Genomic DNA, 17,142 nt, shown 5'->3' with positions numbered 1-17,142 from the left:
GATGGCCGAGCCCGCTTTGTCCGAGACGGATATCGATGCGGCCGGCCTTGCCGTGCGTCTGCGCGCCGTCACCAAGACCTATGATAACGGCGTGACCGCGCTCGGGCCGCTCGATCTCGATGTCGCAAAAGGCGAATTCGTCTCGTTGCTGGGGCCTTCCGGCTGCGGAAAATCGACCGCGCTGCGGCTGATCGCGGGGCTCAGCGCGCCGAGCGCAGGCACGGTGAATGTTTCCCATCGCGCCAGCCGGGCGGATGGGCGGCATCCCATCGGCTTCGTGTTTCAGGAGCCGACGCTGATGCCGTGGGCGAGCGTTCGTGAAAACGTTCGCCTGCCGCTGAAACTTTCGCATGCGCCGGCGACCGAGGCCGACAGCCGCATCAAGGACGCGCTGGCGCAGGTCGGCCTTCTCGAATTTGCCGATGCATACCCCCGTGAATTGTCCGGCGGTATGAAGATGCGGGCCTCGCTGGCGCGTGCGCTCGTCACCGATCCGGATATTCTGCTGCTGGACGAGCCGTTCGCGGCGCTCGACGAGATCACGCGCTTCCGGCTCAACAACGATCTGCTTGATCTGTGGCGCAAGCTGCACAAGACCATCATCTTCGTCACCCATTCGGTATTCGAGTCGGTCTATCTGTCGCAGCGGGTGACGGTGATGACGGCGCGGCCGGGCCGCCTTGCCAGCGAGTTTCGCATCGAAACCGTGGAGCCGCGCGGGGAGGAGTTTCGCACCTCGGCCCAATATGCCGGCTATTGCCGCGAGGTCTCTAGCGCGCTCGCGCCTTCATATTCCGGGCAGCGCAGCGCATGAGCGCCTTCCAGAATATCGGCCGCATGCTGCTGCCCATCGCCGTGCTCGCCGCGGGCCTGGGCTTCTGGGAACTCGTGGTTCGCGTCAACGACATCCAGCCTTATGTGCTGCCGGGCCCTTATCTCGTGTTTTGGACGCTGGTCGGCGACTGGCAGGTGCTGTCGGAATCGCTCGGCGTCACCCTGCTCACCACGCTGGAAGGTTTCATCGCTGCGGCCGTCGGCGGCGTCGCGCTGGCGCTGTTGTTCAATCAATCGAAATGGCTGGAATATTCGCTGTTTCCCTATGCGGTGATTCTGCAGGTCACGCCCGTCATCGCAATTGCGCCGTTATTGCTGATCTATCTGCCGCAGCAAACGGCAGTGATCGTCTGCGCCTGGATCGTCGGTTTCTTTCCGGTCCTGTCCAACACCACGCTTGGGCTGAATTCGGTGGACCGCAATTTGGCCGGGCTGTTTCAGCTCTACGGCGCGTCGCGGCTGCAGACGCTGCGGTACCTGAAACTGCCGGCAGCGTTGCCGTATATCCTCGGCGGCTTGCGGATCGCGGGTGGCCTGTCGCTGATCGGCGCCGTGGTCGCCGAAATCGCGGCGGGCACCGCGGGCGCCGGGTCCGGCCTGGCCTTCCGGATCGCCGAATCCGGTTATCGCCTCAACATTCCCCGAATGTTCGCGGCGTTGCTGTTGCTGTCGGTGGCCGGGATTGTCATCTATGGGCTGCTGGCGCTAGTTTCGCATCTGGTATTACGGCGCTGGCATGAGAGCGCGCTTGGAAAGGAAAATTGATGGCTGCCGCGAATGTTTCGTCCGAAAAGGTCGATCTCCTGATCTATGGGCCCGTCCGGCCGATCCTGGAAAACGGCTTTTCGGATCAGTACGTCCTGCATATGGCGGAGAGCCGCGCCGACCTCGAGCGGTTGACGCCCGAAACGATAGCGAAGATCCGCGGCATGGCGGTGACCTATCACATGGTGCCGGCCGATGCGAAGGCGCTGTCGCAATTTCCGAAGCTCGAAATCATCGCGAGCTTCGGCGTCGGCTACGACCATGTCGATTCCGCGTATGCGCGTGAGCACGATATCGTCGTCACCAACACGCCCGATGTGCTGACCGAAGAGGTCGCCGACGTCGCGATGGGGCTTCTGATCTCGACCGTGCGCGAGTTCGTCAAGGCCGACCGCTACCTGCGCTCCGGGCTGTGGCAGACCCAGAACTATCCGTTGAGCGTTGGCTCGCTGCGTGACCGCAAGGTCGGCATCGTCGGCATGGGCCGCATCGGCCAGGCGATCGGGCGCCGGCTCGAAGCTTCGCTCGTGCCGGTCTGCTATCATTCGCGCAACCCGTCTTCCGCCGTGTCCTACAAGCACTATCCCGACCTGATGGAAATGGCGGAGGCGGTGGACACGCTGATCGTGATCGTGCCCGGCGGCGCCTCGACCGCCAAGATGATCAATGCCGACGTGTTGAAGGCGCTCGGTCCGCGCGGCGTCCTGATCAACGTCGCGCGCGGCTCCGTCGTCGACGAGCCGGCGCTGGTGGCGGCGCTGAAATCCGGCACCATTCTTGCGGCAGGCCTCGACGTGTTCGCCAACGAGCCGAACGTGCCGGACGAGCTGAAGGCCATGCAAAATGTCGTGCTGCTGCCACATATCGGCTCAGCTTCGGTGGTAACGCGCAACGCCATGGATCAGCTTGTCGTCGACAATCTGAAAAACTGGTTTGCCGGCAAGGCGCCGTTGACGCCCGTGCCGGAAACCCCGGTGAAGGGACGCTGATGTCGCGTGGGTGTTCGAGCATGGCGGCAGCGCTGACGGCGCTGCTTGCACTTGGGTCGCAGGTCGCGGCGCAGGATGCCTCGACCCTGAAGAAGGACATGGTCGGGCAGTGGGAGCTGGCCACCACCGAGCGCAGCAAGACCTGCGTCGTCACGCTGAAGGGCGATACGACGCCACAGGGGCTAAAGCTCGAGCTCGAGCCTGGATGCGCCGCGGCGCTGCCCTTCACCAAGGAAATCACGGCATGGAATATCAAAGGGCTTGATATCGTGCGGCTGCAGGACGCGGCCGGCCAGCCAGTGATCGACTTTACCGAAGTCGAGAGCGGCATCTTCGAGGGCTTGCGCACCGGCGAGGGCGTCTACATCCTGCAGAACCTCGCCGCCGCCCGCTCGCTCGCCAAGTCGATGGACCAGATGATCGGCGACTGGTCGATGGTTCGCGGCAACGGCCAGACGATCTGCGGCCTGACGCTGACCAACACCGAAGCGACGGGCGATAATTTCCAGGTGTTCCTGAAGCCGAAATGCGATCCCGCGGTTGCGGCCTTTGCGCCAAACCAGTGGCGGCTGGAGCGCGGGCAGATGATTCTGATGTCGGCGACGGGCCAGACCTGGCAGTTCGAGGCCGACGACAATGCGCAGTGGCGGCGGGTGCCTGATACGGCCGATCCCCTGATCATGATCCGGGGGCAATAGTCCGGCGACGCTGACCGTATTAGCGGCCGATCACTCCCACGACCTGCGACGCCACATGCTCGGCGAGCATGTGGTAGCCTTCCGGCGTCAGATGCTGGCCGTCGGGCTGACGCGGCAATCCCCTGAACGTGCCATTGGCGATCATGATCACCGGGATGCCCCGGGCTTTCAGCCGGCTCTGAATTTCCGATGTTCGATCCGGCGAGCCCTTGCGGCGGTCGTTGCCGCCGGGCTGCAGGATGACGGCGCTGGTCCCGTTCGGTACAACGCGATCAAGGCGGTGCAACATGCCTTCCGTGGTGTCGCCGTTGATGCCGGCGTTGACGACACGGACGTTGGCTCCCTTTGCCCGCAATATCGCCTCGAGTTGCGCGGGATAGGCCTGATTGCGGGCTACCCCTTTGCCATAGGTGTTGCTGGCGCCAAGCGCCACGATCGTCGCGGCGTCGGCCAACGCGGATGCGAAAGTGGATATCAGGATCGCCAAAGCCCCGATTGTGCCAAGCCGAAAAGCCCGCAATTTCATGTTTGCTCCCCTTCGCATCGGTTGAGGAAGCCTACGGGGCCAGCATCCTCTGGCGCAACTATGGCTGGCGCAACTATGGGCCGGCCGATTCGGACAAAAATTAGTTCAGGGGCCTTGTCGATCCGGCGTCCTCCCGTTCGTCGTCTCCCATAGCGAGCCAGTTTTGCAGGCGATCACCGCCGCAACTCGCCTGAACGGGAGTTCCGCAATGCGCTTCATGTCCATCGTCACTTCCCCGCAACCGATGAAGGCCCCGACGCCCGCCCTGATGGAAGCGATGGGCAAGCTTGCCGAACGCGAGATCAAGGCCGGCCGGATGATCGACATGGGCGGGCTGACCCCGTTGCAGGACGGGGCGCAGGTCTCGATCGAAGGCGGCAAGCTGCGGGTCACCGACGGCCCGTTCGTGGAGGCCAAGGAAGTGGTCGGTGGCTACGCTATCTTCGAGTTCCGCGACAAGGCGGAAGCGCTCGCCATGGCCAAGGAGTTCATGCAGCTTCATCTCGACCACATGCCCGGCTGGGAAGGCACCTGTGAGCTGCGCGCCATGGCCGGCCACGGCCTGGAAACGGCCTGCGGAGACGTCGAATCCCCCGCTCACGCCTGATGCGAGCGTTCGTCAGGCGCAGTCGGCGGCGATGACGGCCGCCGACGTCCATCGCACCATTCTGGCGGTTTGGCGCATCGAGCAGCCGCGCCTGATCACCGGCCTGTCGCGGATGCTGCGCGACGTCACGCTGGCCGAAGACTTCACGCAGGAAGCCCTGGTGGCGGCGCTCGAGCATTGGCCCGCCACCGGCGTGCCGGAAAAGCCGGGCGCATGGCTGATGGCAACCGCTAAACGCCGCGCGCTCGACGACCTGCGCCGCCGCAGCATGCTCGCGCGCAAGCACGAGATGCTGATACGCGACCTGGAGCAGGAGCAGCAGGCGATGCCCGATCCGGATGCGGCGCTCGACGACGATATCGGCGACGAGCTGCTGCGGCTGATCTTCACCGCCTGCCATCCAAAACTGTCGCGTGAGGCGCGTGCCGCTCTCGCCCTCAGGATGATCTGCGGCCTGACGACGGGCGAGATCGCGCGCGCCTTCCTGCAACCGGAGCCAACCATTGCCCAGCGCATCGTGCGCGCGAAGCGGACGCTGTCGGAATCCGGGCTCGCCTACGAGACCCCGCGCGGCGAAGAGCTTTCGGAGCGGCTCGCTTCGGTGCTGGAGGTCGTCTATCTCATCTTCAACGAGGGCTACACGGCCGCCCGCGGCGACGAATGGTTGCGGCCGCAGCTTTGCAACGATGCGCTGCGCATGGGCCGCGTGCTCACACTGGTCGCGCCGCAGGAAGCCGAAGCCCACGGCCTGCTCGCGCTGATGGAGCTGAACGCTTCGCGCATTGCGGCGCGCACGGATGCAGCTGGCGACCCAATTCTCCTGATGGACCAGAACCGGATGCTGTGGGACCGGCTTCAGATCCGCCGCGGGATGTTGGCGCTTGCAAAGTCGCATGAACTCGGTGGGCGCGGATTCTACGTGCTGCAGGCCGCGATCGTCGCTTGTCACGCCAGAGCCGGAACGCCTGGCGACACCGACTGGCCGCGCATCGCAAAACTCTATGCCGAACTCGCGATGTTGGTGCGCTCACCGATCATCGAACTCAACCGCGCCGTGGCGGTCGGTATGGCCGAGGGGCCGGCGGCGGCGCTCGCGATCGTGGACGGGTTGGCAAGCGAGCCCGCGCTGAAGAACTACCATCTCTTGCCGAGTGTCCGCGGCGATCTGCTCCACAAGCTCGGCCGCGCTGCGGAAGCCCGCACAGCGTTCGAGCTTGCATCAACGCTTGCAACCAACAAGCGCGAACGCGAATTGCTGAAGCGGCGCGCCGCCGAGGCGGGCGCGGCGTCGACTTAAGGAGCGGCTTCACATCCGGGACTGACCGCTTCCGGAGTCGTTGGGCTCTACGGCTAGAGCGGCCTCACGCCTTTGCAGGCTTGCAGTCCTGCTCGTGACGAAGACGAAGGCGGCAATGAAGACGATGGTCATCAGCAGCACGATGGTCGGGGCGGGCGCGCTGTCGATGAAAAAGGAAAGATAGACCCCGAGGAAAGAAGCAATCACCGCGACGATGACGGCGGTCGCCAGCATGGCGCTGAACTTGCGTGTCAGCAGGAAGGCGATGGCCCCCGGTGCGATCAGCATCGCAATGGCGAGGATAATGCCGACGGCCTTCAATGCGCCGACGATGGTCAGGGAAAGGATCGCCAGCAACCCGTAGTGCAGGAGCCTGACCGGCAGTCCGATCGCTCTCGCTTGCGCCGGGTCGAACGCATGCAGGAGAAGGTCGCGCCATTTGACGACGACGATGCCGGCCGCAACGGTCGCGATAACTCCGGTCTCGACGATGTCGCGGAGATCCACCCCAAGCATGTCGCCGAACAGAATGTGATCGAGATGCACCTCGCTCTGGATCTTGACGTAGAGCACGAGCCCCAGCCCGAACATCCCCGAAAACACGACCCCCATCACCGTGTCCTGCTTGATGCGGCTGTTCTCCTTGAGGAAGCCGGTCGCCAGCGCGCAGATCATGCCGGCTGCGAACGCGCCGATTGCATAGGGAAATCCGACGATGTAGGCGATCACAACGCCGGGAAAAACGGCATGCGAGATCGCATCGCCCATCAGCGACCAACCCTTGAGGACGAGGAAACAGGAGAGAAGTGCGGTCGGGATAGCGACCAGCACCGAGATGATCAGCGCATAGCGCATGAACTCGAGTTGGAAGGGCTGGAGGAGCGTGTCGAGGAGCGTCATGAGTCTGCATCCAGCGCCTGGACCGCGCGGCGGCGGGCCGCCAGCATGCCGTGCTTGGGGGCGAGGAAGAAGACCGCGAGGAAGGTCAGCGTCTGCAGGACGACGATGATTCCGCCGGTCGCGCCGTCCAGGAAATAGCTTGCATAGGCGCCGACGAAGCTCGTCGTGGATCCGATCGCAACACTAATCAGGAGCAGGCGAGGGAAGCGGTCGGTCAGGAGATAGGCGGTCGCGCCTGGTGTCACTACCATGCAGATGACGAGGAAGGCTCCGACCGTCTGCAGCGCCGCCACCGTCGAGGCTGATAACAGCGTGAAGAACATGATCTTGAGAGCGTTCGTGTTGAGCCCGATCGAGCGGGCGTGGGTCTCGTCAAAGAAGGTAACCATCAGATCCTTCCATTTGACGATGAGCACGGCGAACGAAACGAAACCGATGATGGCGAGCTGCAGGGTGTCTTCCGGGGTGATCGCCAGGATGTTGCCGAGCACGATGGTCTGGATGTTCACCGAAGTCGGCGAAAGCGACACCATGAAAAGGCCGAGGCCGAAAAAGGAAGAAAAGATCAGGCCGATGATGGCGTCTTCCTTCAGCTTGGTGCGCTGGTTGAGGAAAAGCATGGCCGCTGCCGCGAGGCCGCCCGAGAAGAAAGCGCCGATGGAAAACGGCAGGCCAAGCATGTAGGCGCCGGCGACGCCGGGCACGATGGCGTGAGAAAGCGCGTCGCCGATCAGCGACCAGCCCTTCAACATCAGATAGGCGGAGAGGAATGCACAGACCCCGCCGACGAGCGCGGAGACCCACATGGCATTGAGCATGTACCCGTAAGTGAAAGGTTCGAGCAGCGAGGACACTAGCTACGATCCTCATCGCCCGATGACGATCTGCGCCTGGTCGCCTGGCCGTCCTGGAAGATCACCGCCCGCTCGTCATCGGTGATCACATCGAGCGCACGCGGCTTGCCGCCTTCGCTTTCGTTCAGCACGAAATGCCGCAGGACGCCGCCAAAGGTCTTTTCCAGGTTCGCCTGGGTGAAAATCTCGACCGTCGGCCCATAGGCGAGCACGGTGCGGTTGAGAAGCACGGTGCGATCGCAGAATTCCGGCACGCTGCCGAGATTGTGCGTCGAGACCAGCATCACCCGTCCTTCATCGCGAAGCGAACGCAGAAGCTTGACGATGGCGTCTTCGGTATTGACGTCGACACCGGTGAAGGGCTCGTCGAGCAGGATCACTCGCCCGTCCTGGGCAAGCGCGCGGGCGAGGAACACTCGTTTCTTCTGGCCGCCGGAGAGTTCGCCGATCTGGCGCTTGCGAAAATCGCTCATGCCGACGCGGGCAAGCGCTGCTGCGACCGCTTCATGATCTGCAGCCCTGGCAAGGCGCATCATGTTCATGTGACCATAGCGGCCCATCATCACCACGTCCTCGACGAGAACGGGGAAGTTCCAGTCGATGTCCTCGCTCTGCGGCACATAGGCGACAACGTTCTTTTTCAACGCGGCATTGACCGGTTGGCCGAGAATCGAGATCTCACCCCCGGCGAGGCCGACGAACCCCATGATCGCCTTGAACAGGGTGGATTTGCCGCTGCCGTTCACCCCGACGAGCGCGGTGATCGTGCCTGCCGGGATTTTGAACGTCGCGTCGCGCAAGGCCGTGTGACCGTTGCGGTAGGTGACGGTCGCGCTTCTAACGGAGAGGCCGGATCCCGTATCCGAGGACGCAGGATTGAGGAACGGATCGTTCATCGCGCTCACTGTGCGAGGCCGTTTGCGATCGTCTCGGACGTCACGCGCAGGAGATCGATATAGGTCGGAACCTTACCGTCGGCGGCGCTGAGCGAGTCCACATAGAGAACACCACCATATTTGGCCCCGGTCTCGCGGGCAACCTGCTTGGCCGGGTCCGGCGAAATAGTGCTTTCGGAAAACACGACCGAGATCTTGTTGGCTCGCACCGCATCGATCACCTTGCGGACCTGCTGCGGCGTGCCCTGCTGATCGGCATTGATCGGCCAGAGATAAAGCTCCTTCAGGCCGAAGTCCCGGGCGAGGTAGCTAAAGGCGCCCTCGCTCGACACCAGCCATCGCCGCTCAGGCGGAATCGCCGAAAGCCTTGTCTGGATCGGAGCAATCGCCGCTGATATCTTCTGCTTGTACGCCTCGGCATTTGCCTTGTAGGTCGCGGCGTTGTTCGGATCGTATTTTGCGAAGGCATCACGGATGTTATCGACGTAGATGAGCGCCGCATTCGGCGACATCCAGGCATGCGGGTTGGGCTTGTCCTTGTAGGGCCCATCCACGATTCCCATCGGCTGGACGCCCTGGGAGACGACGACGCCCGGAACATTCTTGAGGCGCTGGAAGAACCTTTCGAACCAAAGCTCGAGATTGAGCCCGTTCCAGAGCACGAGATTCGCTTCCTGCGCCTTCAGGATGTCACCGGGCGTCGGCTGATAGTTATGAATTTCAGCGTCGGGCTTGGTAATCGACTCGACGGTTGCCGCGTCGCCGGCAACATTTCGGGCCATGTCGGCGATAACCGTGAAGGTCGTGACGGCCTTGAATTTTGTCTGGGCGAACGCGGCTCCGGTTGTCAGCCCAAGTACCGTGCCAAGTACCGTAGCGCCCGCAACTGTCGCCAGGACGATGCGCCTGCCTCGATCGAACATGTCCATTTCTCTCCTGTGCCGTGCGCACGCGCTGCTGCTGTCCGCAACGGCCTGCGACATTCTGTAATTGCAATTCACTCGCAACTAGCTTGACGTCTAGCGAACCTTCAGACATTTTGCAAATGCGACTTATTCGCAAATTACTCAAAAGCTTCTGATCGGAAGGCGCCGCATGGGAGTCGTCCATCCTTTAGATGCAACTGAGTTGCAGTAGCAGTAAAGGATGCGCATTCCAGTGAGTAAGTTAAGGCTGAGTATTTCCGTCCTCGCAGCAATTGCGATGGCCGAACCGGCGATGGCGGAAACGGATATTGTCGATGGCATTCCGCCCGTGTCGATCGCGACCAGCATGCCGGCCGACGGTGATCCGACCGGTAGCCGCAGATGGCTCGCCCGACACGGAATAACCTACGGGTTGGTTTACACCGGCGAAGCACTCGGCAATGTGTCCGGCGGACTGCGTCGGGGCAGCCTGTATCAAGGCAAGCTTGAAGCGTTTGCTGCGGTCGATTTCGGGAAGTTCGCAGGATGGCAGGGCTTGAGCTTCTTCGGCAATGCCTTCCAGATTCATCGAACAGCCGGCATGCGCGGCGAGCACTTCAACAGCCTGATCACGATCAGCAACATCGAGGCCGTCCCTTCGACGCGACTTTCCGAACTGTGGCTCGAGCAAAAGCTGTTCGACGATCGGTTTGGCTTTCGCTTCGGTCAGCTTGCCGCCGATGCTGAGTTCTTCATCAGCGACTACAGCAGGATGTTCTTGAGCAGCGATTGGCCCACGATTACAGGCGCCAACCTGCCCAGCGGCGGACCGGCCTATCCTCTCGCTACGCCGGGCGTACGCTGGAGGTTTGACCCCGACAAGAACTGGTCCGCGCTCGTCGCCGTGTTCAATGGAGATCCTGGAGAACAAGGAACGGTCAACACCACCGGGACAAATTTCAGGGTCAACGACCCTCCGTTGCTGATGGGAGAGGTTCAGTACCGTCACAATCAGGGAAAAGATGACAGCGGGCTGGCCGGAATCTACCGGCTGGGCGGCTGGCATCATTTTGGAGAATTCCACGACCATAGGTACGGCACGGATGGACTCTCGCTTGCCTCCCCCCTGAGCAATGGCATTGCCCGCCGGATCCGCGGCAACAGCGGCATCTACGGCGTCATCGATCAACAGATCTACCGCCCGGTGAACGGCGGCCCCGACAGCGGCGTCGGGATCTTCAGCCGGATTTCGGCCAGCCCCTCGGACAGCAGCCACGTCAACTTCTTTTTCGACGGCGGCATTGTCGTCTCCGGCATGATCCCGGACCGCCCCAATGACAAGTTCGGCGCAAGCTTCATCTATGCGAACATTTCTAATCACGTACGGGCCTTCGATCGCGACATGATTTTTCATTCCGGGAACGGACAGCCGGTCCGCGACTATGAGATGACGATCGAGTTGAGCTACCAGGCCCAGATCAAAGCCGGCTGGACCTTACAGCCCACATTCCAGTACGTGACTCATCCAGGCGGCTACATCTCCGATCCAGATCGGCCGGAAAGGCCGATCAAGAACGGCGCGATATTCGGCGTGCGAACGACCATTGCATATTGAGTCCGGTACGCCGTTTTTCGGCTGTCGTGAGAGACGAAAACTCCCGGCAGCGGCGCTTGCAGGCAACAAGCGCGAACAGCAATTGCTGAAGCGGCGCGCCGCGGAGGCGATCGGCAGCGCGCCGGATCCGGCCTGAATTCAGATGAAGCGGAACTGTGACCGTTCGCGCTTGGCGAGTTTCGGAATCGCCTGCCCGAGGATGATGTTCTTGAAGTGGTCGGTCTGCTGATGCTCGGCGAAGGCCGCTTCACCCGCGAACACTTCATAGAAGAAGAATTCCCTGGGCTTGGCAACGTTCTGGTGAATCTGGAACGCCTTGACGCCCGGCTCGCGCTGCGCCTGCGGCAGAAAATCCTTCAGAAGCTCCGCGACGGTGCCTTCCTCGCCCGAATTGACTTCCCAGAATGCGGTAACGACCAGGTTCTGGTTCGCGTTGTCTGTAGCAGCCATGGTGTTCTCCTGTGAAACCTCCGGCGCCGGTTCGATTCCGAGCCGGCGACGCAGATCACAATGCCCGATTTCGCGACATGAATGCTTCGACATCAGTCGAATAATCATGTCGACCGGCTGGGCCGGAACCTGTTTGAGGACGGGCGCGTTTCCCTAAGCGCAAATCACTTTGCCCGGAGCAGGTGCATGGCGAAAAAGACCGTGCTCGCGATCGGCATCGAGCCTTCCCTGGTAGACTTCAGCGCATTCCCCGGGCTCACGGCCGAATTGGTGACGAGCTACATCAAGGCGCAAATCGAGCAGCTTCGCGCGATGGGCTATGACTCCGATAGCTGCCTGATCGACCTCGGCGACACGGCCGAAGCGGTGGCCGCGGCGGCGCTGGGCGCAAAGCATTATGACTGCGTGGTGATCGGCGCCGGGCTGCGCGAGCCGCGGGAGCGGCTGCTTCTGTTCGAACGGATCATCAACCTGGTTCACCTCGGCGCGCCGCAAACCCGCATTTGCTTCAACACCACGCCGGCCGACACGGCGGAAGCCGTGCGGCGGTGGATCGAGCCGTGATGAGGCGAGCGCTCAAGCCGTACGAAACGAGCCGAGCAGACTGCCGATGATCTTTTGCCCGCGCGCCCGGAGCTTCTTCGGATTCTCCGCCCCCGGCAGCAGCAGCGCCACCTCGCAGATCATCGCATCGACCATCCGGCTCAGGAGCTCGATGTCCTCGAAATCGAGCTCGCCCTGGCGCTTCAGCGCCGCCAGCGTCGCGGTGAGCAAGGCCATCGGGTGGGCTTCCTCGATCTCCCGGTAGCGCGCATTGCCGAGCACCGCCGGGGCTTCCTGGATCACGATTCGCGCGTAGGCCCGTTCGAGGCAGACGTCGAGATAGGCGTCGATGCCCTCGGTCAGGCGATCCCATACCTTGCGCTGCGTCTTCGCTCTCGCTTCGATCCTGGCGGCGGCTTCGATCTGCAAGGCGACGACCACGGCGTCGAACAGCGCCTTCTTGTCTTCGAAGTGGTGATAGAAGGCGCCCCGCGTCACCCGTGCGGCGCGCGAGATCGCCTCGATCCCCGCCGCCTGATAGCCCTCGCTCGCAAAGGCGTCCCGGCCGGCCGCCAGCAACGCCTGCCTCGTGGCCTCGGTGTATTCCTCGCGGCGGGTTCGTTCGCGTCCGGCTTCCTGCATGCCCCGGCATACCACTTGACGCTTGAGAGCCTATCAACATATAACATACACACGGTATGTTAAAAACAATTGGTATGTATTTTCGAGACGGCCGTTCCGCGTCCGGCGGAAGGGACTTTGGGAGGAGGGATCACATGAACAGCGATCGGATGTTCGAACTGGCCCAGGCGCTCGCGGTCGCGAAGAGCCGGCAGGACGTGCCGGCGGCGCTAGCCGTCCTTCATGACGACATGCTGCTGGAAACCCCGGCCTTCGGCACCAGCGCCCGCGGCCTGGCCGAAAACGCCAAAATGCTGACCCGGTTCTTCGCCGCGTTCCCGGATTACAATGTCGTGCTCGAAGGCCACGCCGCCAACGACGATACGCTGGTCTGCTGGGGGCGCGTGCAAATGACCATGACCGGCGATCGGTTCGGCGTGGCGCCGAACGGCCGGCGTGCCGAACTCCCCGTGTTCATCCAGTTCGCCTTCAGGGACGACCGGATCGTCCGTGAACGCTTCTTCTTCGACCTGTCGGAGTTGTGCGCCCAATCCGGGGTCTCGACCGATGCGGTTCGGCGCAAGATTTTTGGGGGTATTGCCGCCCGGCAGCAGGCCGCGGAATGACACCCTCCCAGCAAACCAGGGCTTCAAGCATGTCAGCAGATCCACGCATCAAACCCGTCGCCGCAATCAGCACGGCGCCACTGTTCGACATCGTCGTCGATCTCAATCCAAAACTGAACATCGGAGACGGCCCGCTCGGCCGCCGCATCCTGTTCGGCGCGGCCGGCGGAAGCTTCGAGGGCCCAAGGCTGCGCGGCGAGGTGGTGCCCGGCGGCGGCGACTGGGCGTTGTTTCGTGCCGATGGCGCCATGTCGCTCGACGTCCGCCTGACGCTTCGCACCCATGACGGTGCGCTGGTGCACATGACCTATGGCGGCCGCTGGATCACGCCGGCGGATTTGCGTGCCGACATGGCCAATCCCGCCACGCGTTATCAGGTCGATCCATCGCGCTACTACTTCCGAACCAACCCGCTGTTCGAAACCGGCGCGGAGCAATACGCCTGGATGAACGATATCGTCTGCGTGGGGTCGGGATATCTGGTCGAGGGCGGAATTGCCTACAATGTTTCTCAGATCGTCTGACGATGCATCTCGAGGATTGCGCGACCCTGCCGTCGCTCTCGCGCGGCATGGCAGCCGAGGTGCTTGGCACAGGTCTTCTATAAGATCCTTTCGAAGTAATATCGACGAATGCCGCCTCCCAGCGTCTTGTTGCTCGCCTGCTCGGCGACGGCCTCGTTCAGCAACCGATATCCCGCGTGCCTGTACAGTTCGAGCGCGGCCGGCTGTAATTCAGACGTGCTCAATTCAAGCCTTTGCATGTTAAGCCGACGGCACTCAGCCTCTGCAAATCGCAGCATCGACCGCGCGATCCCGTTACGTCGGGCGGACGGGTCAACATACATGCGACGCAGCTCCATGGCGTCAGGCGCTGCGGGTTCAAGGCCGAACATGCCGACGACCTTCGTTTCCCCGAGCGCGACCCAAAAGCCACCGCCTCGCTCACCATAGTACGCGGCGACACGATCCATTTCCTCGGTCAATGAACGAGCGATGTAAGCTTCAAAGGCATCGCGCATATGCGGTGGCGATAGCAGGCGGTTGACCACAATGAATAGCTCGCGCACCTGAGGCGCGTCTTCCTCCATGAACGGTCGGATCGCTACTTCGGCGCTCACGTTCGGTTCTCCTTCATGCTATCGGCCAGCTGCGCCGGCGGATGATCATCCAGGTCCAGGCTGCAGCGGCAAGCGCCAGGGCGGCATAGGGGGCCCACGCTTGCGGCTCTCCCATCGTGCTGAGGGTTAGGCCGCTCAAGAGGCACCAGAGAGCGGGAATTGGCAGCAGCACTGGCAAAAGCTTGCCGCGGGCGAGCAGCAGAAGGCCGAGCGTCGCGATTACAGTCGGATCCGGCGCGATGCCAAAGATCTCGGACGAGGCCCAGCCACGTCCCTGCAGCGGCGCAAGCAATGGCTGTCCGGCGAGTGCGAAGGCGAGGATGAGATATCCAATCCAACCGGCAGGCCCGCGCCGGTCGAAGGCGAGACCATCGCGCAACGACCCGATCACGAGCAGCAACACGCCCTCAACGGCGAAAGCCGGCGCGACATAGGCGGCGGCCCAGTTGATGGTCGCGTAGCGATTCCACAGGAAGGACCACCCGACGAAGACCCAAAGCGCCGCGAGGATGAATGCGATCCAGCGTGCCCAGGTTCCCGGTCGCCACGCGACGAGCAGGATGATGAGGAGGCCGGCGGCGAGCGTCAGCACGTGCAGGGGCCAGAGCGCCGCATTGTGCGATTCGAACATGCGCCAGTAGACGCGCGGCGAAAACAGCAGGAAATCCTCTGCCCGGTAGGTCCACCACTCCGACATCACAGCGCCTTCACGTGGGCCGAGATGCGCTCCCGCATGGCCTGATCAGGCATCGGGCCGGCGGCGCCCGAGAGGTTTTCACGCACGTGGTCGACGCGGGTGGTCGCCGGAATCGCGACGGTGACGGCCGGATGAGAGAGGATGAATTTCAAGATGAGCTGCGCCCAGCTCGACACCCCCAGCTCGCGCGCCCATTCGGGCAGCGGCTCTCGCTTGAGGCGGTCGGTCAGCGCGCCTTGCCGGAACGGCCGGTTGACGATCACGGCAATGCCGCGCTCCGACGCCAGCGGCAGCAGCCGCGCCTCCGCCTCGCGGTCGACGACGTTGTAGGAGAACTGCACGAAATCGATCGGCTCGTTCCGCATGATCTGTTCGAGGAGATCGTGGCGGCGGCCCTCGGATGTGGTGATTCCAACGTAACGCACCGCGCCTGCCGCCTTCATCTGGAAGAGCGTCTGCAGATGCGCCTTCCAGGCGAGAAGATTGTGAATCTGAATGAGGTCGAACTTCGGCACCCCCCAGAAGCGACGCGATTGCTCGATCTGGGGCGGACCTCCCGCGCCTGAGGACGTCCAGACCTTTTCGGCCGAGAATAGCGCGGAGGGCCGCCCGAGCTTCTGAAGGCCGTAGCCAATCACCGGCTGCGACGAGCCATACATGGGCGAGGAGTCGATCATGCGGCCGCCCGCCTCGAAGAAGGCGGCCATGACACCCGCGCATTCGTCCCTCAGTATCGGATCGCCGCCGACGTTGAAGGTGATCCAGGTCCCCAATCCGACGATCGGTATCTCCTCGCGGGTCGAGGGGATGGCACGGCGGGCGGGCGGGCTCTGCTGGGCATGCAGAGAGATCGGCAAGAGCGCGGCGGTGGCCGTTGCCAAGGAGGCCTGCACGAACGTTCGGCGTGTCGTCCGCATCCGATGCTCCATCATCATCGCGGCCAGGAAACTCTCGCGCAAAGGCGCAGAGTAACGGAACGCCGCTGCTAGCTTTGCAATACAAAATCGCAGATTAACGCGCTGGACTAGATATGCAGTCACGCACCGTACTCAATCTACGATGGACCCTGACGCCGCTGGATGAACTGCAGTCCTCTCAAACCTGCGTGACCGTTCTTGCCAACGATGATGTGGTCATGGACGGAAATGCCGAGCCGGTTGGCAACTCGACGATCGCGTTTGTCATCTGGATATCGGCCCGTGGGGCCGTCGGATCGCGGGAGGGGCGGTTGTGCAGCAAGCGACCATGCCAACCAGCAGGCTAATCGGGCTCCTTTTGGTCTCGTTAGCGGTTCTGAACCCCGGGGGCGCCGGGGGCGTCAATGGGCCACAACCGGAAATCCAAGCATCCGGTTTCAGTCGCAGGTCAACGCCGCTAAACTTCCGGGGGCAAACGGGGTGTGAACACTACAACGCAATCCCCCGGTTCCAGACTGGAGGCTCGGGGGCGACATTCACCTGTTTGCGGAGTCATGGCGTCAACCACAAGCGAAGGGAGGCGCAGTGAGATGGCTGATCAATGGCTATTCAAGAGCGAAACTTACGATAACTGCAATTGCGCTATGAATTGTGGTTGCCAGTTCAACCTGCCGAGTACTCACGGCTATTGTCAGTCGGCCTTCGTCGGTGCCATCGTTGAAGGCCACTTCGACGATACGCCGCTCTCAGGCCTGAACTGGGCGGCGCTGTACAAGTGGCCCGGCGAAATCAAGGACAGAAACGGCCGGCGCCAGATCGTTATCGACGAGCGCGCAGATAAAGCTCAACGGATCGCGCTTGAAACGATCATCTCAGGCGAGGCATGCGAACCACTGAGCAATTTTTTCGCCGTATTCGCGTCGACATGCTCGGAATTCTGCGAGACGTTGTTCCTGCCGATTGATCTTGATGCGGACCTGGAGCTCAGAACCGCAAGGGTAGAGATACAAGGCGTCATGCGGAGCACCGGCAGGCCGAAGATCAACGAGTTTACCGGTCAACCGTTCCACATTGCGCTGGCACGTCCTAGTGGCAGTTTCGAGTTTACCTACGCAGAAATCGGGATAGGTACCACGTCGATCACAGGCGACATGGAAATGGCGTTCGAGGATTCATGGGCACATTTTTGCGTTCACCACTTCAATCAGGATGGCCTGGTCAGGGAAAGATCAAGGCTCACGGCGTGGCTTGGAGGCATGACCCCGCCTTCCCGTGGATGACG

The 17,142-nt window shown here is 62.4% G+C and carries 21 protein-coding genes and 1 pseudogene; 11 read left to right on the top strand and 11 right to left on the bottom strand.

Annotation, left to right across the window (positions count from 1 at the left end; translation table 11 throughout):
- Position 1: 1 nt before the first annotated feature.
- The 4 genes from C7G61_RS02115 to C7G61_RS02100 are packed head-to-tail and all read left to right on the top strand — an operon-like array spanning position 2 to position 3,286.
- Complete coding sequence (locus C7G61_RS02115; RefSeq protein WP_108512394.1) at positions 2–814, top strand: ABC transporter ATP-binding protein; 813 nt, start codon at positions 2–4, stop codon at positions 812–814.
- Between the two features lie 23 nt (positions 815–837).
- Positions 838–1,599: an ABC transporter permease gene (locus C7G61_RS02110; RefSeq protein WP_244608123.1), complete on the top strand. Its 762-nt coding sequence runs from the start codon at positions 838–840 to the stop codon at positions 1,597–1,599.
- Complete coding sequence (locus tag C7G61_RS02105) at positions 1,599–2,588, top strand: 2-hydroxyacid dehydrogenase (RefSeq protein WP_108512392.1); 990 nt, start codon at positions 1,599–1,601, stop codon at positions 2,586–2,588. The genes C7G61_RS02110 and C7G61_RS02105 overlap by 1 nt, the downstream gene beginning before the upstream one ends.
- 20 nt (positions 2,589–2,608) lie before the next feature.
- Entirely contained in the window at positions 2,609–3,286 is a 678-nt protein-coding gene (locus C7G61_RS02100) for a protease inhibitor Inh/omp19 family protein (RefSeq protein ID WP_108512391.1), read from the top strand.
- 19 nt (positions 3,287–3,305) lie between these two features.
- Here C7G61_RS02100 and C7G61_RS02095 read toward each other — a convergent pair whose 3' ends face one another.
- Entirely contained in the window at positions 3,306–3,812 is a 507-nt protein-coding gene (locus tag C7G61_RS02095; RefSeq protein ID WP_190241624.1) for a GDSL-type esterase/lipase family protein, read from the bottom strand.
- Between the two features lie 208 nt (positions 3,813–4,020).
- Here C7G61_RS02095 and C7G61_RS02090 point away from each other — a divergent pair, with 208 nt between their 5' ends.
- Both C7G61_RS02090 and C7G61_RS02085 read left to right on the top strand, forming a co-directional pair.
- On the top strand, positions 4,021–4,419 hold the full coding sequence (locus C7G61_RS02090) for a YciI family protein (RefSeq protein ID WP_108512390.1): 399 nt from the start codon (positions 4,021–4,023) through the stop codon (positions 4,417–4,419).
- Positions 4,420–4,450: 31 nt separating this feature from the next.
- Positions 4,451–5,716 carry an RNA polymerase sigma factor gene (locus tag C7G61_RS02085; RefSeq protein WP_108512389.1) on the top strand — a complete coding sequence of 422 codons (1,266 nt, stop codon included), beginning with the start codon at positions 4,451–4,453 and terminating at the stop codon, positions 5,714–5,716.
- 9 nt (positions 5,717–5,725) lie between these two features.
- Here C7G61_RS02085 and C7G61_RS02080 read toward each other — a convergent pair whose 3' ends face one another.
- The 4 genes from C7G61_RS02080 to C7G61_RS02065 are packed head-to-tail and all read right to left on the bottom strand — an operon-like array spanning position 5,726 to position 9,289.
- Positions 5,726–6,616 (bottom strand): metal ABC transporter permease, encoded by an 891-nt coding sequence (locus C7G61_RS02080; RefSeq protein WP_108512388.1) that lies wholly within the window; start codon positions 6,614–6,616, stop codon positions 5,726–5,728.
- A complete protein-coding gene (locus tag C7G61_RS02075; RefSeq protein WP_274542258.1) occupies positions 6,613–7,434 on the bottom strand; it encodes a metal ABC transporter permease in 822 nt (273 codons plus the stop codon). Before C7G61_RS02075 ends, C7G61_RS02080 begins: the two co-directional genes overlap by 4 nt.
- 35 nt (positions 7,435–7,469) lie before the next feature.
- On the bottom strand, positions 7,470–8,366 hold the full coding sequence (locus tag C7G61_RS02070) for a manganese/iron ABC transporter ATP-binding protein (RefSeq protein ID WP_108512386.1): 897 nt from the start codon (positions 8,364–8,366) through the stop codon (positions 7,470–7,472).
- Between the two features lie 5 nt (positions 8,367–8,371).
- On the bottom strand, positions 8,372–9,289 hold the full coding sequence (locus C7G61_RS02065; RefSeq protein WP_108512807.1) for a metal ABC transporter substrate-binding protein: 918 nt from the start codon (positions 9,287–9,289) through the stop codon (positions 8,372–8,374).
- 223 nt (positions 9,290–9,512) lie between these two features.
- Here C7G61_RS02065 and C7G61_RS02060 point away from each other — a divergent pair, with 223 nt between their 5' ends.
- Positions 9,513–10,886, top strand: coding sequence for a carbohydrate porin (locus C7G61_RS02060; RefSeq protein ID WP_108512385.1), 1,374 nt, complete (start codon positions 9,513–9,515; stop codon positions 10,884–10,886).
- Between the two features lie 138 nt (positions 10,887–11,024).
- Here the strand turns inward: C7G61_RS02060 and C7G61_RS02055 are convergent, their stop codons facing one another.
- A complete protein-coding gene (locus tag C7G61_RS02055) occupies positions 11,025–11,336 on the bottom strand; it encodes a putative quinol monooxygenase (protein WP_108512806.1) in 312 nt (103 codons plus the stop codon).
- Between the two features lie 186 nt (positions 11,337–11,522).
- Here C7G61_RS02055 and C7G61_RS02050 point away from each other — a divergent pair, with 186 nt between their 5' ends.
- On the top strand, positions 11,523–11,900 hold the full coding sequence (locus tag C7G61_RS02050) for a hypothetical protein (RefSeq protein WP_108512384.1): 378 nt from the start codon (positions 11,523–11,525) through the stop codon (positions 11,898–11,900).
- A gap of 12 nt (positions 11,901–11,912) precedes the next feature.
- Here C7G61_RS02050 and C7G61_RS02045 read toward each other — a convergent pair whose 3' ends face one another.
- Entirely contained in the window at positions 11,913–12,521 is a 609-nt protein-coding gene (locus C7G61_RS02045) for a TetR/AcrR family transcriptional regulator (RefSeq protein ID WP_108512383.1), read from the bottom strand.
- A gap of 134 nt (positions 12,522–12,655) precedes the next feature.
- Here C7G61_RS02045 and C7G61_RS02040 point away from each other — a divergent pair, with 134 nt between their 5' ends.
- Both C7G61_RS02040 and C7G61_RS02035 read left to right on the top strand, forming a co-directional pair.
- The gene (locus tag C7G61_RS02040) at positions 12,656–13,126 is read left to right on the top strand and encodes an ester cyclase (RefSeq protein WP_202975747.1); all 471 of its coding nucleotides are present in this window, start codon (positions 12,656–12,658) and stop codon (positions 13,124–13,126) included.
- A 29-nt stretch (positions 13,127–13,155) separates the two neighbouring features.
- Positions 13,156–13,650, top strand: a complete 495-nt coding sequence (locus C7G61_RS02035; RefSeq protein WP_108512382.1) for a DUF3237 domain-containing protein — start codon at positions 13,156–13,158, stop codon at positions 13,648–13,650.
- 77 nt (positions 13,651–13,727) lie between these two features.
- Here the strand turns inward: C7G61_RS02035 and C7G61_RS02030 are convergent, their stop codons facing one another.
- The 4 genes and pseudogenes from C7G61_RS02030 to C7G61_RS45835 form a co-directional block, all read right to left on the bottom strand.
- Positions 13,728–14,246 (bottom strand): GNAT family N-acetyltransferase, encoded by a 519-nt coding sequence (locus C7G61_RS02030; protein WP_108512381.1) that lies wholly within the window; start codon positions 14,244–14,246, stop codon positions 13,728–13,730.
- 13 nt (positions 14,247–14,259) lie between these two features.
- Positions 14,260–14,943: a DUF6064 family protein gene (locus C7G61_RS02025; RefSeq protein WP_108512380.1), complete on the bottom strand. Its 684-nt coding sequence runs from the start codon at positions 14,941–14,943 to the stop codon at positions 14,260–14,262.
- Positions 14,943–15,860 (bottom strand): aldo/keto reductase, encoded by a 918-nt coding sequence (locus tag C7G61_RS02020; protein ID WP_108512804.1) that lies wholly within the window; start codon positions 15,858–15,860, stop codon positions 14,943–14,945. Before C7G61_RS02020 ends, C7G61_RS02025 begins: the two co-directional genes overlap by 1 nt.
- A gap of 137 nt (positions 15,861–15,997) precedes the next feature.
- Positions 15,998–16,182 (bottom strand): annotated as a pseudogene (locus C7G61_RS45835) (JAB domain-containing protein); the annotation flags it as partial.
- Positions 16,183–16,450: 268 nt separating this feature from the next.
- On the opposite strand from C7G61_RS45835, the gene C7G61_RS02010 reads away from it, so the two are divergent.
- Complete coding sequence (locus tag C7G61_RS02010) at positions 16,451–17,140, top strand: DUF1326 domain-containing protein (protein WP_108512379.1); 690 nt, start codon at positions 16,451–16,453, stop codon at positions 17,138–17,140.
- Positions 17,141–17,142: the final 2 nt, after the last annotated feature.

It is taken from the genome of Bradyrhizobium algeriense, from assembly GCF_003062295.1.
Taxonomy (GTDB): Bacteria; Pseudomonadota; Alphaproteobacteria; order Rhizobiales; family Xanthobacteraceae; genus Bradyrhizobium; species Bradyrhizobium algeriense.
Note: the sequence above shows the minus strand (reverse complement) of the source record. Positions and strands in the feature narration are given on the sequence as shown.